The following is a 12,041-nucleotide window of genomic DNA, read 5'->3' as shown; positions in this document are numbered from 1 at the left end:
GCGGAAGGGGCAGTCTCATCGCGAGTTTTCACAAGTATTTCATGACGTTAGTGTTTCAGGTGAAACACGTTGATTTTAAACAGCTTTTATCTGTGGATGAGGAAAAACATAGTTGGCGCAGGTGCTTATCGCTTGCGCCTGTTCCACAGGAGTTAATTTTCAACCCCTTGACGGAATCGTGCGAATGAAACTTTAATTTCCCTACTGTTCGCCTATCGGAAGAGCAGGGCACGAAAAAGGCCGGGGTTACAGCCCCGGCCTCGTGTCGACCCCAAGGATACTTGGGGAGGATGGCCTGTCAAGCTGATCGAGGTTTCCTAACCAAAAAGGAAACTCGAAAATGAATCGTACGAACCACCGCCTCACTCTCGATGACGCCGTACAGGTCTGGCTTCACAGTTGGACCGGCGAATATCAGCACGAGATTGCTGCCCGCTTTGGCGTCAACCAGGGGCGTGTAAACGAGGTCCTGAAGGGCAAACGCCACGCTGGCAGCGAGCAGATCGCTCGCGAAAAGCGGAATATCCACTAAGAGGATGTGGGTGCAACCCGCACCCTTTGAAGTCGGACATCACCCGCCGAAACTATGGTTCCGACGGGACAACCCGACCAATTTCTTTGAAGATGCCCGCGCCCGTTGCGCAGGCAATTAGCACTTCAGCTATGCGATGATCGAGTAAATGTAGTCGGGAGAGGTAGGGGCAGCTAAGAAGATGACGGACGCTGGACAAAGTGAGATCGAGGCCGAAGGATTAGAGCAGCAGCCGGCGGAGCTGCCGCCGTTCGTCAACGTGTTTAATGGATTGGCCGAGATCCAGATTAAGAAAATCTACGAGAATGTCGTCATCCCAACATCTCTATTTCACTACACGAGCGCTCAAGGGCTCATTGGCATTTTGGGCGAACATAAGCTTTGGTTTTCCGACTCCACGTTCATGAATGACGGATCAGAGGTCGTGTATGGCGTTGAAGTTGCCGCATACGCTATCCGTGAATTCGTCGAAGACAAAACGGAGGCGGAAAAGAATGCAGGCTCTTACCTGATCGATCAAATCGCCGACGCGATGCGACACTATCAGCCCATCATCTTTTGCATGAGTGCGCGCAACAACCTTCTCAACCAGTGGCGCGATTATGGGAAGGATGTCGTTCCATACTGCATAGAGTTCAACGCGGCTGAACTCGAAAACTGGCAGTCTCGAAACTTCCCGCACTTTCTGACGAAGGTTGTCTACGACGGACACTTTCAAAAGGAACTGACGATCAGCTTGGTTAAAGACATCTACGACAGAGCCATCGCCGTAAAGGGCGAACGTGAAGAGTTCGATGATGAGGAAGCGAAGCGTTTGGCAATTGGCGCGGCGATGGAGATTGCAAAACTCATAACGCGGTTCAAAAACGCGGCTTTTGAGGCAGAGGAGGAGTATCGCGCAGTTTGCTATCGCCCTGACATTGAGGGAACCGTGTCGCGAAAGTATCGAGCCAGTTCTCTGGGCGTCGTGCCCTACTACGAGTGGGTTGGCAAGGGCGGGCCACTGCCGCTGCCGGTCTTGAGTGTAACCGTCGGTCCGTCGCCATATGCGACCGTCTCCGATCTTGCATTTAAAGCAGTTTCTTGCTGACCAAGGATATGATGTCCCAACTTACTATTCGAAAATTCCGATCCGACGTTAGGTGGAACGAAAACTAGATATCTCCCACCGGCGCAAAACAAATCGGTGAGTATTGCGGTCGCGCGATCTCGGTGGCCGCTCGACCCTTGGCCGAGTGGGCTTCAAAATCAGATCACGAGGGATAGCGACGCCAGCAGCCTCAAGCACGCGATCCCAATGCTGCAGCCATGATATGATGTCTTCGCCCGTCGGCGGACTCCTCGGGCATCCAAATGCCTTTCGGCCGATCCGATAGCGTCTCGCGAGAATTATGGCTTCGATTGCTTCGGAGGATGTCAAATCGAAGCGATCGCTGAAATCGACGGATGATATTTCTCGCCCATTAAGCTGCTCAGCCAACCATTTGAGCAGCGTCAACCAATAGCTGACAACTAATTTGCGTCAAACATTCGCGGAGCGACGCCCGGATTTGCTCGGGAAATCCTTCTTTGCTCTGTTCGTTCCTTCCGAGCGGAAGGGCGCGTTCAATTGAGAAAGTGGAGGTTTTCAACTGGTTGACTGGTGCTGCCGAGTGGGATTGAACCACCGACCTCACCCTTACCAAGGGTGTGCTCTACCACTGAGCTACGGCAGCAGGACCAGGACCCGTGCGAGCCGTGTGGCTCAATCGCGGGAACGGGGCGGCTATTGCCACAGCTTGGCGGCCAGTGCAAGCAGCAAATTCCAACTTTGCGTGGATTGGGATGCAAGGGCCTTTTGGATCGGTGCGAATTCGGCTAATCCTGTCACATGAATGAAAAGACCGAAACCGGCCAGCAGAGCCGCAAAGAGGCGATCGAGGCACAGGCGAAACTGCGCCGCGAGCGCGCCGCCGAAAAACTCCGGGAAAATCTTTCAAAACGCAAACAGCAGGTGCGCGCCCGCCGTTCCGGGCAAGCTGACGAAACAAGTGGACTGCCTGCCGCAAAAATGGACGAATCGTAATGTTCCGTCCGCGGCGAATTGAAGCGTCGCGAAAAATCCCTTAAACACCCCACTCCTATTCCAAGGCAGTACTTTCAGGAAAGGCGGGCGCGGCCCGTAAGCGCACATGGATCGTATCAGAATCGTCGGCGGTAATGAGCTGAATGGCATCATTCCGATTTCCGGCGCCAAGAATGCCGCACTGCCGCTGATGATCGCCTCGCTTCTGACCAGCGATACGCTGACGCTCGAAAACGTGCCGCATCTGGCCGATGTCGAATTGCTGATGCGCATCCTCGGCAATCATGGTGTCGATGTCGCGGTCAACGGCCGCCGCGAGCGCCAGGAAGATTCCTACTCGCGCACCATCCATTTCACCTGCCGCACCATCGTCGATACCACAGCCTCCTATGAGCTGGTCTCGAAGATGCGCGCCTCCTTCTGGGTCATCGGCCCGCTGCTGGCGCGCGAAGGCCATTGCCGCGTATCGCTGCCGGGCGGCTGTGCCATCGGCACGCGCCCCGTCGATCTTTTCATCGACGGCCTGACGGCGCTCGGCGCCACCATGGAGATCGAAGCCGGTTATATCAACGCCAAGGCGCCGAATGGCGGCTTGATCGGCGCGCGCTACACCTTCCCGAAGGTCTCCGTCGGCGCCACCCATGTGATGATGATGGCGGCAACGCTTGCCCGCGGCACCACGGTGATCGGCAATGCCGCCCGCGAGCCTGAGGTCGTCGATCTCGCCAACTGCCTGAACGCCATGGGCGCCAAGATCTCGGGCGCGGGGACTGCGACGATCACCATCGAAGGCGTCACCTCGCTCTCCGGCGCCCGCCACCGGGTGCTGCCGGATCGTATCGAGACCGGCACCTATGCCATGGCCGTCGCCATGGCCGGCGGTGATGTCGTGCTCGAGAATACCGATATGGCGCTGCTCGAAACCGCGCTGGAAACGCTGCGCCGCGCCGGCGCGGACATCTCTGAAACCAACAACGGCATGCGCATCAAGCGCAACGGCGCCGGCATCAGGCCGGTCGATATCGTCACCGATCCGTTCCCGGGTTTCCCGACCGATCTGCAGGCGCAGTTCATGGCGCTGATGACCCGCTCGTCCGGCATCTCGCACGTCACCGAGACCATCTTCGAAAACCGCTTCATGCATGTGCAGGAGCTTGCCCGCCTCGGCGCCAGGATCACGCTGTCTGGGCAGACGGCGAAGATCGAGGGTGTCCAACGCCTGCGCGGTGCGCCCGTCATGGCGACCGATCTGCGCGCCTCCGTTTCGCTGGTCATCGCCGGCCTTGCGGCCGAGGGCGAAACCACCGTCTCCCGCGTTTATCACCTCGACCGCGGTTTCGAGCGGCTCGAGGAGAAGCTGACCCGCTGCGGCGCCGTCGTCGAGCGCATCAGCGAGTAAGCTGCGCTCATCCCGGTTGCGTAATTGGCCGCAGCATCTTATTTCCCTTGTCTACGCATTGCCATTCCGGCGGTGCCTGCTGGGGTAAGACTGAATGACCGATCTGAAGCTTGTTGCGCTCGATGACGAGGACCTCGCGATCATCTCCGCGCATATGCAGGACAGCGTCTTCAAGGTCGGCGACATCGACTGGTCGCCGCGCGACGCGCAGTTCGCCCTGGCCGTCAATCGTTTCGTTTGGGAAGGCGCCGAACGCAAGCGCAAGGGTTTCGAGCGCCGCCGGGCCGCCCTGGTCTTCAAGCGCGTGCTGGCCGTGCGGTCGCTCGGCATCGATCGTGGCAAACGGGACGAGGTGCTGTCATTGCTGGCGCTGCGATTCGATAAGAAGGGCGACGGACCGGAAGGTACGATCGAGCTGTCGCTGTCCGGCACCGCCTCGATTGCGCTCGATGTCGAATGCATCGAGGTGCAGCTCGCCGATATCGGCGGTGCCTGGGAGGCCTCCTCCAAGCCTCGCCATCGCTGACGCCGCTGACGCTTGACGTTTGAACATCGCAGTTTCGAGTTGAGAAGGAAAATCGGCCTTGGCAATCTGGCTGGATCAGGCATCGGAAGGTTTCGAGCAGCATTTTGCCGCCTTTCTGACGACGAAGCGTGAAGTTTCCGAGGATGTGAACACCGTCGTTCGCGCCATCATCGATGATGTCAGGGCCCGCGGCGATGTGGCGCTTGCCGAATATTCGCTGAAGTTCGACGGCATCGATTTCGCCACCGTACCGATGCGTGTCACGCCGGAAGAGTTCGACGCCGCCGTTGAGGCGGTGCCGTCGGAAGTGCTGGGTGCGCTGAAGCTCGCGGCACTGCGCATCGAGAGCCATCATCGCCGGCAGCTGCCGAAGGACGATATCTACGAGGACGACCTCGGCGTCGGTCTCGGCTCGCGCTGGACGGCGATCGAAGCGGTCGGGCTCTATGTTCCGGGCGGCACCGCGAGTTATCCGAGCTCGGTGCTGATGAATGCCGTGCCGGCCAAGGTCGCCGGCGTCGATCGCATCGTGATCGCCGTTCCGGCCACCGGCGGCGCGGTCAATCCGGCGGTGCTTGCCGCCGCCAAGCTTGTTGGTGTCACGGAGGTTTATCGTGTCGGCGGCGCCCAGGCGATCGCGGCTCTGGCCTATGGCACTGAGACCATTGCCCCGGTCGCCAAGATCACCGGCCCCGGCAATGCCTATGTCGCTGCCGCCAAGCGCCATGTCTTCGGCACCGTCGGGATCGATATGATTGCCGGCCCCTCCGAGGTGCTGGTGATTGCCGACAAGGACAATAATCCGGATTGGATCGCCGCCGACCTCCTGGCGCAGGCCGAGCACGATGTCAGCGCCCAGGCGATCCTGATCACCGACAATGCCGACTTCGGCAAGGCGGTGGAGCAGGCGGTCGAACGCCAGCTGATGACGCTGAACCGCGCCGAGACGGCGGCGGCAAGCTGGCGCGATTTCGGCGCGGTCATCCTCGTTGCCGATCTGAAACTGGCTATTCCCTTGGCGAACCGCATCGCTGCCGAGCATCTCGAACTCGCCGTCGCCGATCCGGACCGGCTGCTCGACGGCATCCGCAATGCCGGCGCGATCTTCATCGGCGCCCATACGCCCGAGGTGATCGGCGATTATGTCGGCGGTTCGAACCATGTGCTGCCGACGGCGCGCTCGGCGCGCTTCTCATCCGGTCTTTCGGTGCTCGATTTCGTCAAGCGCACCTCGATCCTGCGCCTCGGCCCGCAGCAGCTGCGCACCCTCGGCCCAGCGGCGATCGCCCTTGCCGTCTCCGAAGGCCTCGATGCCCATGCGCGATCGGTCGCGATCCGCCTGAACCTCGAAAGGTGAGGGCATGGCGAAGGGCGATTTCCGGCTTTGCGACGTCGTCCTTGACGATACGATCGGCCGTTCGACGCCCGATGTCGAGCATGAACGCGCCGTCGCCATCTTCGATCTGATCGAGGAGAACAGTTTTGCGCCGCTCGGCCATTCCGGCGGGCCCTACCGGCTGAAGATCTCGCTGGTCGATTCGAAACTGGTTTTCGCCGTCACCACCGAAGAGGGCGGCGACGTCGCCACCCATATCCTGTCGCTCACACCCTTCCGGCGGATCGTCAAGGATTACTTCATGATCTGCGAGAGCTATTACGAAGCGATCCGTTCATCGACGCCGAGCCGCATCGAGGCGATCGACATGGGCCGGCGCGGCATCCACAATGAAGGTTCGCAGACGCTGAAGGATAGGCTGACCGGCAAGATAGAGGTCGATTTCGACACCGCCCGGCGCCTGTTCACCCTGGTCTGTGTGCTCTACTGGCGCGGATGACGGCAATGGATCGCGCCGCCGACATCGAGGAGGGAAAGAGGCCGGGCGCCATCCTTTTCATGTGCGGGATGAATTCCATCCGCTCGCCAATGGCCGAAGCGATCGCCCGTAGTATTCTGCCTGGTAATACCTATATCAGGTCGGCCGGCGTACGCGCCGGCGAGCGCGATCCTTTCGTCGATGTCGTGCTCGATGAGATCGGGCTTTCCCTCGGGCGCCGCCTGCCGCAGACGCTGGAAGAGCTCGAGGACGATTATTTCGATCTGATCATCACGCTGTCGCCGCCGGCCCATCATGCCGCACTCGAGCTGACGCGATCGAATGCAATCGACGTCATCTACTGGCCGACCATGGATCCGACGGTTGTCAGCGGAACACGCGAGCAGATTCTGGAGAGTTATCGCGAGGTCCGCGATCACCTGGCTGGCCTCATCGAAAGCCGGCTACTCAAACGAAATGGCATTGCCGCGCAAACGGCATGAAAACAAATAAAGGAAAGGCCGTTCAACAAGGTTCACAAACCTGCGTTGATTGTGTAGTTTCCGCGCAAATTTTAAAGGCGCGCGCTGCGCTGCCTATTCAACCCACAGGAAGAAAACACTTATATGCCGAAAGAAGAAGTCCTCGAATTCCCCGGTATCGTCACCGAACTTCTGCCGAATGCGACGTTCCGCGTGAAGCTCGAAAACGAACACGAGATCATCGCCCACACCGCCGGCCGCATGCGCAAGAACCGCATCCGCGTTCTCGCCGGCGACAAGGTGCTTGTGGAAATGACGCCCTACGATCTGACCAAGGGCCGCATCACCTACCGTTTCAAGTAAATTTGCCAAAGGTCTTGCAAGGGGTGTTCCCCCGCCTGCCGATGGTCGAGGTTCCATGGCGCTGAAATACAAGCTCATTCTGGCCTCGGGCTCGCCCCGTCGCGTCGACCTGCTCAACCAGGCCGGCATCGAGCCCGCGCGCCTGATGCCGATGGATATCGATGAGGCGCCGAAGAAATCGGAGCATCCGCGTTCGCTCGCCCGCAGGCTTTCGGCCGAGAAGGCCGAGGCAGCGCTCGCCGCCATCAAGGGCGACATCACCTGGAAGGGCAGCTATATCCTCGCCGCCGATACGGTGGTCGCCGTCGGCAGGCGTATTCTCGGCAAGGCCGAATTTGCCGACGAGGCGTTGAGTTCGCTGCATCTGCTGTCGGGACGCAACCATCTCGTCTACACCGGCGTTTGTCTGGTGACGCCGGATCGCAAGATCCGCCAGAAGATCGTCGAGACCAAGGTGCGCTTCAAGCGCCTCTCCGGTTTCGAGATCGAGAACTACCTGGCCTCCGGCCAGTGGCGCGGTAAGGCAGGCGCCTACGGCATCCAGGGCCTTGCCGGCACCTTCGTGCAGAAGATGGTGGGCTCCTACACCAATGTCGTCGGCCTGCCGCTTTATGAAACCATTGTGCTTCTGACCGGCGAAGGCTTCGATGTGCATAGCCGGTGGCCCGAGGGTTGAAGCCCGCGGCCAATTCCTGAATTAGGACGGACCGATTATGCCTGAAGACAAAAAAGCCGCCGCCAAGGTCGAACCGCTGCGCAAGGCGCGCCCTTGCCCCGAATGCGGCAAGCCCTCTCACCGCGAACATTACCCCTTCTGCTCCAACCGCTGCCGCGAGGTCGATCTCTCCCGCTGGCTGACCGGCGCCTATGCGATTCCCGTTGCCGACGACGAGACCAAGGCCGAATATCCGGATGAGGAAAACTGAAGCATGTCATCAGGGAGCGTGAAGCGATTCCGGGAGTATGACATGCATAAAACAACGAGCTAAAGCGCCCGCGAAGCTATTATTTTTCCTCATGAATCGGCAAAACCGGCAGGACCGTCAAAAAAGAGTCATTTGACCGCTTGCCATGGCCGAACAAGATGCTATAACCCCGCTCGCTTCCGGGGCGCACCAAGGCCCCGCGGTTCTTTTTCTGAAAAAGGTCCATCGGAAGCTGGTTAGCCCAGGTAGCTCAGTTGGTAGAGCAGCGGATTGAAAATCCGCGTGTCACTGGTTCGATTCCGGTCCTGGGCACCACACATTTCCCTACTAATCGTATGCATAGTATCGGATAGCCTTAGCCAGAAGGCGGCCAACAAACCCCTCTGCTGACAGTTTAGTTTCGCCCTTTCGATGTCTTCGCCAGCATCTCGCTCAGCGTTGCCGCCGAGAGCATGGATTCGGCCAAAAGCTTCTTGAGCTTCTGGTTTTCTTCCTCCAGGGCTCTCACCCTTCTGACATGAAGACCGACATTTCCGAACTGCAGGGATTGCCACCGATAGAAGGTCGGCTCGCTGATGCCGTACCTGTGGCAAACATCTGCCACCGTCACCCCGGCTTGGTGCTCCTTCAGAATGCCCGTAATCTGGTCGTCGTCGAATTTTCTCTTGCCCATCACCGCTTTAGTCCTCACGAAATGCTCTGTTGAAACTGTCGAGAAGAGGTCTGAGTGCATAGAGTGCCACGCTGCTTTTGCCGGTCTCGATCAGGGTCTGTGCGGGCATGCCGGCGACCATTTCGACATCCTTCATTTTCGCCAACCGCTCGTCCGTTACGCGGATTGTCGCGGCATAGTAGGGTTGGCCGCTTGCCGTATCGGTGAGACGGTCCGCCGATACATACTCGACCCGACCTTTCAGGAGTGGAACGCGCCGCTGATTGTATGGAAGGAGGTGAACCTGTGCCGCGAGCCCGGCACGAACGACATTGATATCTTCCGGCCTGACGTGGACAGACACGACAAGGCGATCGGAGCGCGGCAGAAGATCGACGAGCGGTTCGCCCGCGCCGACTACCCCACCGGCTGTGTGGATGCGCAGGTTCATGATTGTTCCATCTTCGGGCGCACGGATATCGGTCCTTGAAAGCTGGTCGTCGATCGCCCGCAAGCGCTCGCGCAATTGCATGATCTGGCTTTCCGTAGCACGCATGCCCTGGGCGACTTCACTCAACCGGTCGCTCTCAAGCTTTGCGAGATCGGCCTGTGACTCGCTGATCACCTGGTAGGCGCGAGAGATCTGTGCCTCTACTTGACCCTGCTGGCCGTCAAGGTCTGCTTTTTCCCGCTGGAGGTTGAGAAGCCTGCTCCTTGTTTCCAGTCCCTTGGCGTTGAGGGCCGTAACCTGATCCAGTTCTTGGCTCGAGATTGCGGCTCTGTCGGCCAATGCTGCCTTTTGCGCGCCAAGTCCGACGATTTCCTGCCGCACCTGCGCGATTTTTTCATTGGCGATCTGAATTTCCGCCTGCATGACCCGGCGACGGGCTTCGAAGATTTTCTGTTGACCGATCAGAATCGCGCTGACCGAAGGATATTTGTCGATTGCTGCCCTGAGATCCTCAGGATAGGCGACATGGTCGTCGCCCGTCTGCTCCGCAAGCAGGCGGGCGCGGCTTCCTTCGGCGTCCCAAAGTTGCCCTTGGATGCTGTCGCGCTCCGAGCGAGACTTCGTGTCGTCGAGTTCTATCACGATTTGCCCGGCCATGACCGCATCGCCGTTTCTGACGAGGATCCGTCGCACAATTCCGCCTTCCAGATGCTGAATGGTCTTGCGGCTGGACTCCGGTTCGATAACGCCCGATGCGATCGCAGCGCTTTTCAGCGGCGCCAGAACCGACCAGATTCCCAATCCGACGATGAAAACCAGGATCAACAGGTTACCCGTCCAAACAACGCCTCTCAGCCCCGGCATGGGCGAAGACGGGGCCGGTCCGCGCTGTTTCTGTTCGATCACCGGCGAATAGACCGTCTGTTGCCTGGCTGTCGCTGTCGATCGTTGAGCGAACCGCTGGTCCGTCCTTGGCGAATTTGAAACTCTCGCCGGCGTTGCGTCCAGTTGAACAAGGGTCATGGCGGCGTCCCTCCCTACGTTCCTGTTCGAGACGGTGGTTGAAGATAGGTTTCATAAATCCGCTCACTGTCGCCGATGGCAGCCACAGTCCCGTTACGCATGATGGCAATCTTGTTGGTGACTGGCAGGATCCCCATCCGGTGCGTTATGATAACGACGGTCATCCCCCTGGATTTCATGCGCTCGATTGCAGTGAACAGCATCCGTTCGCCGTCATAATCCAGGCTCGAGTTTGGATCGTCGAGAACGATCAGAGATGGATTTCCATAAGCCGCGCGTGCCAGTCCCAGCTGTTGACGCTGAGCTCGAAGGAGCAGGTTCCCACCCTCACCGATATCGGTCTCGTAGCCCTGGGGCAGCCGCATGATCGCGTCGTGCAATCCAACCAGCTTCGCGGCGTCGATTGCTTTGCCGGGATCTCCTCCGTCCAGCCGGCCGATCACATCCTTGATCGCTCCTCCGAAAAGTTCGATGTCTTGCGGCAGGTATCCGACGTGGCGGGTCCCCCCGCAAAGGCGCAGAGCCGTGATATCGACCCCGCCGAGAAGAGCACAGCCGCTCGTTGCTTGCACAACGCCTGCCATGACGCGACCGAGAGTCGATTTCCCCGATCCCGACGGACCGATGAGCGCTATGCAGTCGCCGGGCGCGAGGCGCAACGTGACGCCTGTCAATATCGGCCGATCGGCGAATGGCTGGATGTAGCTGACGTCATCGAGAACGAGGCCGTTACGTTCCGGTACCGGCACCATTCGGGCATCCTGGTTCGATGCAACGGCGATCAGCATTCTGTTCAAGCGATTGAAAGCATTGCGTGCAAAGGTAAAGGAGCGCCATGCACCTATTGCGCCCTCGATCGGTGCAAGCCCGCGCCCGAGCAGCAAGCTCGCAACGAAGATGATTCCGGGACTGCCGTTGTTTACGAGCACCAGCCATGTAGCAGATCCCATCATGAGGATCTGCGCGAGTGTGCGGATCGATTTGGAGAATCCAAGAATGATCTCCGTGCGATGCATCGCGATGTCCTGCGTTCTTCTCGCCATTTCCGCCTCGCGATAGACCATCATCGCTGCGCCATCCTGCATGCCCATTGCCCGGATCACCTCGATGTTTTTGAGGGCGGTCGCAAATCGGAAATAGCTCCTCGAAAGGGCAAGGTTGGCGTGGGCAAGCGGCTCTCGCGTCGCCAGTTCCGTCAGGAACGCGAACAGCAGAAGTGCAAATGCGCATAGAAGACCGATGGTCCCAAGCAGCGGGTGAACAAGAAACAGCAGGAGCAGGAATACTGGCGCCCAGGGAACGTCAAAAAAAAGGGCGCTAGCCGGTGAATCGAGGAATTGGCGTAGTGCGGCCAGGTCCCTGTAACACTCCGTGGCGGCTCCCGCATCGGCGAGCGCGGCATATTCGAATGATGCGGTCAGCACCATGGGCCGGAGCCTGTGGTCCAGCCAGCTACCGATGCGCGAAAGAGCTGCCCTGCGCACGATGTCCAGCATGGACCCGACCAACACGGCGATGGCGATGATCATCGTCAGCATCAGCAGCGTGTCGGCACTTCGGCTCGACAGGACCCTGTCATAGATCTGCAGGAGATAGATGGAAGGCGTCAGAAGAAAGAGGTTATAGCCGCAGCTATAGAGGAAGACCAACCCGAAGGCTCCGGCACAAGCCCGGAGCGCCGCAACGAGGTGTGTCTGCGGCCGCGATGGCTTTATCGATGGCTTTATCGAAATCGTTGTCATCGTCAGATCTCGCTGCACTGGATACTGACAAGAAGAGGCTGCGGGCTGGTTCAGTAAGCCTGAGGG

General features: G+C 59.1%; 14 protein-coding genes and 2 tRNA genes. 12 read left to right on the top strand and 4 right to left on the bottom strand.

All coding sequences use genetic code 11. The features are described 5' to 3' along the window. The first annotated feature begins 340 nt into the window (after window positions 1-340). Window positions 341-532, top strand: a complete 192-nt coding sequence (locus HJB82_RS14665) for a hypothetical protein (RefSeq protein WP_207582863.1) — start codon at window positions 341-343, stop codon at window positions 530-532. Between the two features lie 181 nt (window positions 533-713). Further along, a complete protein-coding gene (locus HJB82_RS14660) occupies window positions 714-1,622 on the top strand; it encodes a DUF2971 domain-containing protein (protein WP_221140346.1) in 909 nt (302 codons plus the stop codon). 550 nt (window positions 1,623-2,172) lie between these two features. On the opposite strand, the gene HJB82_RS14655 is transcribed toward HJB82_RS14660, so the two are convergent. After that, window positions 2,173-2,247 (bottom strand) — tRNA-Thr (locus tag HJB82_RS14655). Window positions 2,248-2,402: 155 nt separating this feature from the next. Between HJB82_RS14655 and HJB82_RS14650 the strand changes: the two genes are divergently transcribed. The 10 genes from HJB82_RS14650 (at window position 2,403) to HJB82_RS14605 (ending at window position 8,422) form a co-directional block, all read left to right on the top strand. Further along, the gene (locus HJB82_RS14650; protein WP_207582865.1) at window positions 2,403-2,597 is read left to right on the top strand and encodes a hypothetical protein; all 195 of its coding nucleotides are present in this window, start codon (window positions 2,403-2,405) and stop codon (window positions 2,595-2,597) included. A 106-nt stretch (window positions 2,598-2,703) separates the two neighbouring features. Next, on the top strand, window positions 2,704-3,996 hold the full coding sequence (gene murA / locus HJB82_RS14645) for a UDP-N-acetylglucosamine 1-carboxyvinyltransferase (protein ID WP_207582866.1): 1,293 nt from the start codon (window positions 2,704-2,706) through the stop codon (window positions 3,994-3,996). A 94-nt stretch (window positions 3,997-4,090) separates the two neighbouring features. Then, a complete protein-coding gene (locus HJB82_RS14640; RefSeq protein ID WP_207582867.1) occupies window positions 4,091-4,522 on the top strand; it encodes a DUF2948 family protein in 432 nt (143 codons plus the stop codon). 58 nt (window positions 4,523-4,580) lie between these two features. After that, complete coding sequence (gene hisD, locus HJB82_RS14635; protein WP_221140344.1) at window positions 4,581-5,879, top strand: histidinol dehydrogenase; 1,299 nt, start codon at window positions 4,581-4,583, stop codon at window positions 5,877-5,879. A gap of 4 nt (window positions 5,880-5,883) precedes the next feature. Next, window positions 5,884-6,357: a UPF0262 family protein gene (locus HJB82_RS14630; protein ID WP_221116117.1), complete on the top strand. Its 474-nt coding sequence runs from the start codon at window positions 5,884-5,886 to the stop codon at window positions 6,355-6,357. Beyond that, complete coding sequence (locus tag HJB82_RS14625; RefSeq protein ID WP_221116116.1) at window positions 6,354-6,839, top strand: low molecular weight phosphatase family protein; 486 nt, start codon at window positions 6,354-6,356, stop codon at window positions 6,837-6,839. Before HJB82_RS14630 ends, HJB82_RS14625 begins: the two co-directional genes overlap by 4 nt. A 123-nt stretch (window positions 6,840-6,962) precedes the next feature. Then, entirely contained in the window at window positions 6,963-7,181 is a 219-nt protein-coding gene (gene infA / locus HJB82_RS14620) for a translation initiation factor IF-1 (RefSeq protein ID WP_003545338.1), read from the top strand. A gap of 55 nt (window positions 7,182-7,236) precedes the next feature. Then, window positions 7,237-7,857 carry a Maf-like protein gene (locus HJB82_RS14615; protein ID WP_007633452.1) on the top strand — a complete coding sequence of 207 codons (621 nt, stop codon included), beginning with the start codon at window positions 7,237-7,239 and terminating at the stop codon, window positions 7,855-7,857. 37 nt (window positions 7,858-7,894) lie between these two features. Then, window positions 7,895-8,107 (top strand): DNA gyrase inhibitor YacG, encoded by a 213-nt coding sequence (yacG, locus tag HJB82_RS14610; protein WP_049732883.1) that lies wholly within the window; start codon window positions 7,895-7,897, stop codon window positions 8,105-8,107. A 239-nt stretch (window positions 8,108-8,346) separates the two neighbouring features. Continuing rightward, window positions 8,347-8,422: transfer RNA gene (locus tag HJB82_RS14605), tRNA-Phe, on the top strand. 79 nt (window positions 8,423-8,501) lie between these two features. On the opposite strand, the gene HJB82_RS14600 is transcribed toward HJB82_RS14605, so the two are convergent. The 3 genes from HJB82_RS14600 to HJB82_RS14590 are packed head-to-tail and all read right to left on the bottom strand — an operon-like array spanning window position 8,502 to window position 11,975. Beyond that, complete coding sequence (locus HJB82_RS14600) at window positions 8,502-8,780, bottom strand: transposase (protein WP_207582871.1); 279 nt, start codon at window positions 8,778-8,780, stop codon at window positions 8,502-8,504. A 7-nt stretch (window positions 8,781-8,787) separates the two neighbouring features. After that, window positions 8,788-10,233 (bottom strand): HlyD family type I secretion periplasmic adaptor subunit, encoded by a 1,446-nt coding sequence (locus HJB82_RS14595; protein WP_221131280.1) that lies wholly within the window; start codon window positions 10,231-10,233, stop codon window positions 8,788-8,790. 14 nt (window positions 10,234-10,247) lie between these two features. Continuing rightward, the gene (locus HJB82_RS14590; protein ID WP_207584250.1) at window positions 10,248-11,975 is read right to left on the bottom strand and encodes a type I secretion system permease/ATPase; all 1,728 of its coding nucleotides are present in this window, start codon (window positions 11,973-11,975) and stop codon (window positions 10,248-10,250) included. Window positions 11,976-12,041: the final 66 nt, after the last annotated feature.

Source organism: Rhizobium sp. NZLR10 (assembly GCF_019685125.1).
In the GTDB taxonomy this organism is placed as follows: domain Bacteria; phylum Pseudomonadota; class Alphaproteobacteria; order Rhizobiales; family Rhizobiaceae; genus Rhizobium.
Note: the sequence above shows the minus strand (reverse complement) of the source record. Positions and strands in the feature narration are given on the sequence as shown.

Excerpts from the sequence above, each read along its gene's own strand:
- HJB82_RS14660 (WP_221140346.1), top strand. The coding sequence starts at position 714 with ATGACGGACGCTGGACAAAGTGAGATCGAGGCCGAAGGATTAGAGCAG.
- murA (WP_207582866.1), top strand. The coding sequence starts at position 2,704 with ATGGATCGTATCAGAATCGTCGGCGGTAATGAGCTGAATGGCATCATT.
- yacG (WP_049732883.1), top strand. The coding sequence starts at position 7,895 with ATGCCTGAAGACAAAAAAGCCGCCGCCAAGGTCGAACCGCTGCGCAAG.
- HJB82_RS14630 (WP_221116117.1), top strand. The coding sequence starts at position 5,884 with ATGGCGAAGGGCGATTTCCGGCTTTGCGACGTCGTCCTTGACGATACG.
- HJB82_RS14640 (WP_207582867.1), top strand. The coding sequence starts at position 4,091 with ATGACCGATCTGAAGCTTGTTGCGCTCGATGACGAGGACCTCGCGATC.
- infA (WP_003545338.1), top strand. The coding sequence starts at position 6,963 with ATGCCGAAAGAAGAAGTCCTCGAATTCCCCGGTATCGTCACCGAACTT.
- HJB82_RS14590 (WP_207584250.1), bottom strand. The coding sequence starts at position 11,975 with ATGACAACGATTTCGATAAAGCCATCGATAAAGCCATCGCGGCCGCAG.
- HJB82_RS14665 (WP_207582863.1), top strand. The coding sequence starts at position 341 with ATGAATCGTACGAACCACCGCCTCACTCTCGATGACGCCGTACAGGTC.
- HJB82_RS14650 (WP_207582865.1), top strand. The coding sequence starts at position 2,403 with ATGAATGAAAAGACCGAAACCGGCCAGCAGAGCCGCAAAGAGGCGATC.
- HJB82_RS14625 (WP_221116116.1), top strand. The coding sequence starts at position 6,354 with ATGACGGCAATGGATCGCGCCGCCGACATCGAGGAGGGAAAGAGGCCG.
- HJB82_RS14600 (WP_207582871.1), bottom strand. The coding sequence starts at position 8,780 with ATGGGCAAGAGAAAATTCGACGACGACCAGATTACGGGCATTCTGAAG.
- HJB82_RS14595 (WP_221131280.1), bottom strand. The coding sequence starts at position 10,233 with ATGACCCTTGTTCAACTGGACGCAACGCCGGCGAGAGTTTCAAATTCG.
- HJB82_RS14615 (WP_007633452.1), top strand. The coding sequence starts at position 7,237 with ATGGCGCTGAAATACAAGCTCATTCTGGCCTCGGGCTCGCCCCGTCGC.